The sequence below is a fragment of the Parasphingomonas frigoris genome (assembly GCF_036663815.1).
In the GTDB taxonomy this organism is placed as follows: domain Bacteria; phylum Pseudomonadota; class Alphaproteobacteria; order Sphingomonadales; family Sphingomonadaceae; genus Sphingomonas.
The window spans coordinates 1-1274 of the sequence record NZ_JAXOJQ010000055.1 but is presented as its reverse complement, the minus strand read 5'-3'; the positions used below and the strand labels follow the sequence as shown (position 1 = coordinate 1274).

Sequence of the window (1274 nt, the reverse complement as noted above, 5' to 3'; positions counted from 1 at the left end):
CGGCTGGCGAGGACGGTGTCGGGATCGCCCAAGCGTTGCGCTGGTCATCACCGTCGACCGCGCTGCGCTACGGGCGGAAACTTGCTGCCCGCAGCAACGTCGCTGCGCGGGTTTTGTCACGGATCAGAAGCTAAGTAACACCTCGATCGCAAACTTGTTCGTAGTCTTACTCGCCATGGCTCCGCCTTCTCAGAAGTTTGTGCCTCCGACAAACCCGGGGCGTGTGTGGATGCCCCCGGTTATGCAAGGTGATTTTCTGACGTCCTGCAGCGCAGCGCTTCTATCGCTCGTGTGTCAGGCCTCTTGCGTGGCCTGAAGGTTGCCACGGGCCGGTATGCAGTTCGAAGAATGTGGTCCACATCGGTTCAGCGAGCTTTCTTGCTCGAGCCCCGGGACTGGTTTCCACGTCCTGAACATTGAAGTCCTTGCCGCATAATCGTCAGTCGATCTCCTCGCGAGGGCTCAAAGCCCCCAGGCGCTTACCGTATCGCTTCGGTTGAAGCCGATGCGTTCACGCCATCCGGTAATTCTCTTGCCGCGTCATCATCGCCCAGATCGTGCGCGCCATCTTATTGGCCAGGGCGACGGCCGCCACCATACGGGGCTTACGACCGAGCACATGCCCTAACCAGTTGTCGGGCAGCACGCCTTTTCGCACGATCCAGCGTATCCGGCTCATGGCGCCGACGATTAGCAGCTTGCGAATATCAGCCTGACCCATTTTGCTGACTGAACCCAAACGGGTCTTGCCCCCAGTTGACCGCTGCCGGGGGACCAGGTCCAGCCAGGCGGCAAAGTTTCGTCCACTGGCAAAGGTGCGCAGATCAGGCGCAAATGCCATTATCGCGCCCGCGGTCACCGGACCGACGCCGGGCACGGTGCAAAGCCGACGCATTGCGTCGTCCACCTTCGTCGAGGCAACTAGCTTTGAATGCAGCTCCTCGATCTTGTGCGTGAGCAGAGCAATCTGGTCCAGGTAGAGGCGAACTACATCGCGCACAGCGTCAGGGAGATCGATCGCTTTGTCATCTATCATGCCAGCGACGGCCTTGAGATGGGCGGGGCCCTGAGCCACGACCAGCCCGAACTCCGCGAGACCACGCAGGGCGTTAATTGTAGCGGCTTCTGTGGTTGCCGCCCGTGATGCAAGAGGGTTTTTACACCAATGTGCGAGTGATCGAGCGCGGTCTTCTGTGGTTGCCGCCCGTGATGCAAGAGGGTTTTTACACCAATGTGCGAGTGATCGAGCGCGGTCTTCTGTAAGGCCTGTATGC

At 59.9% G+C, this 1274-nt stretch carries 2 protein-coding genes and 1 pseudogene; 1 reads left to right on the top strand and 2 read right to left on the bottom strand.

Going from position 1 to position 1274, the window contains the following annotated elements; translation table 11 throughout:
• Positions 1-134: pseudogene (locus U1872_RS22410) on the top strand (integrase); the annotation flags it as partial.
• A 377-nt stretch (positions 135-511) separates the two neighbouring features.
• Here the strand turns inward: U1872_RS22410 and U1872_RS22405 are convergent.
• On the bottom strand, positions 512-1075 hold the full coding sequence (locus tag U1872_RS22405; RefSeq protein WP_332795070.1) for an IS110 family RNA-guided transposase: 564 nt from the start codon (positions 1073-1075) through the stop codon (positions 512-514).
• Positions 1033-1274, bottom strand: a 242-nt coding sequence (locus tag U1872_RS22400) for a hypothetical protein (protein ID WP_332795071.1), incomplete at its 5' end; no start/stop codon positions are given. The genes U1872_RS22405 and U1872_RS22400, both read right to left, overlap by 43 nt.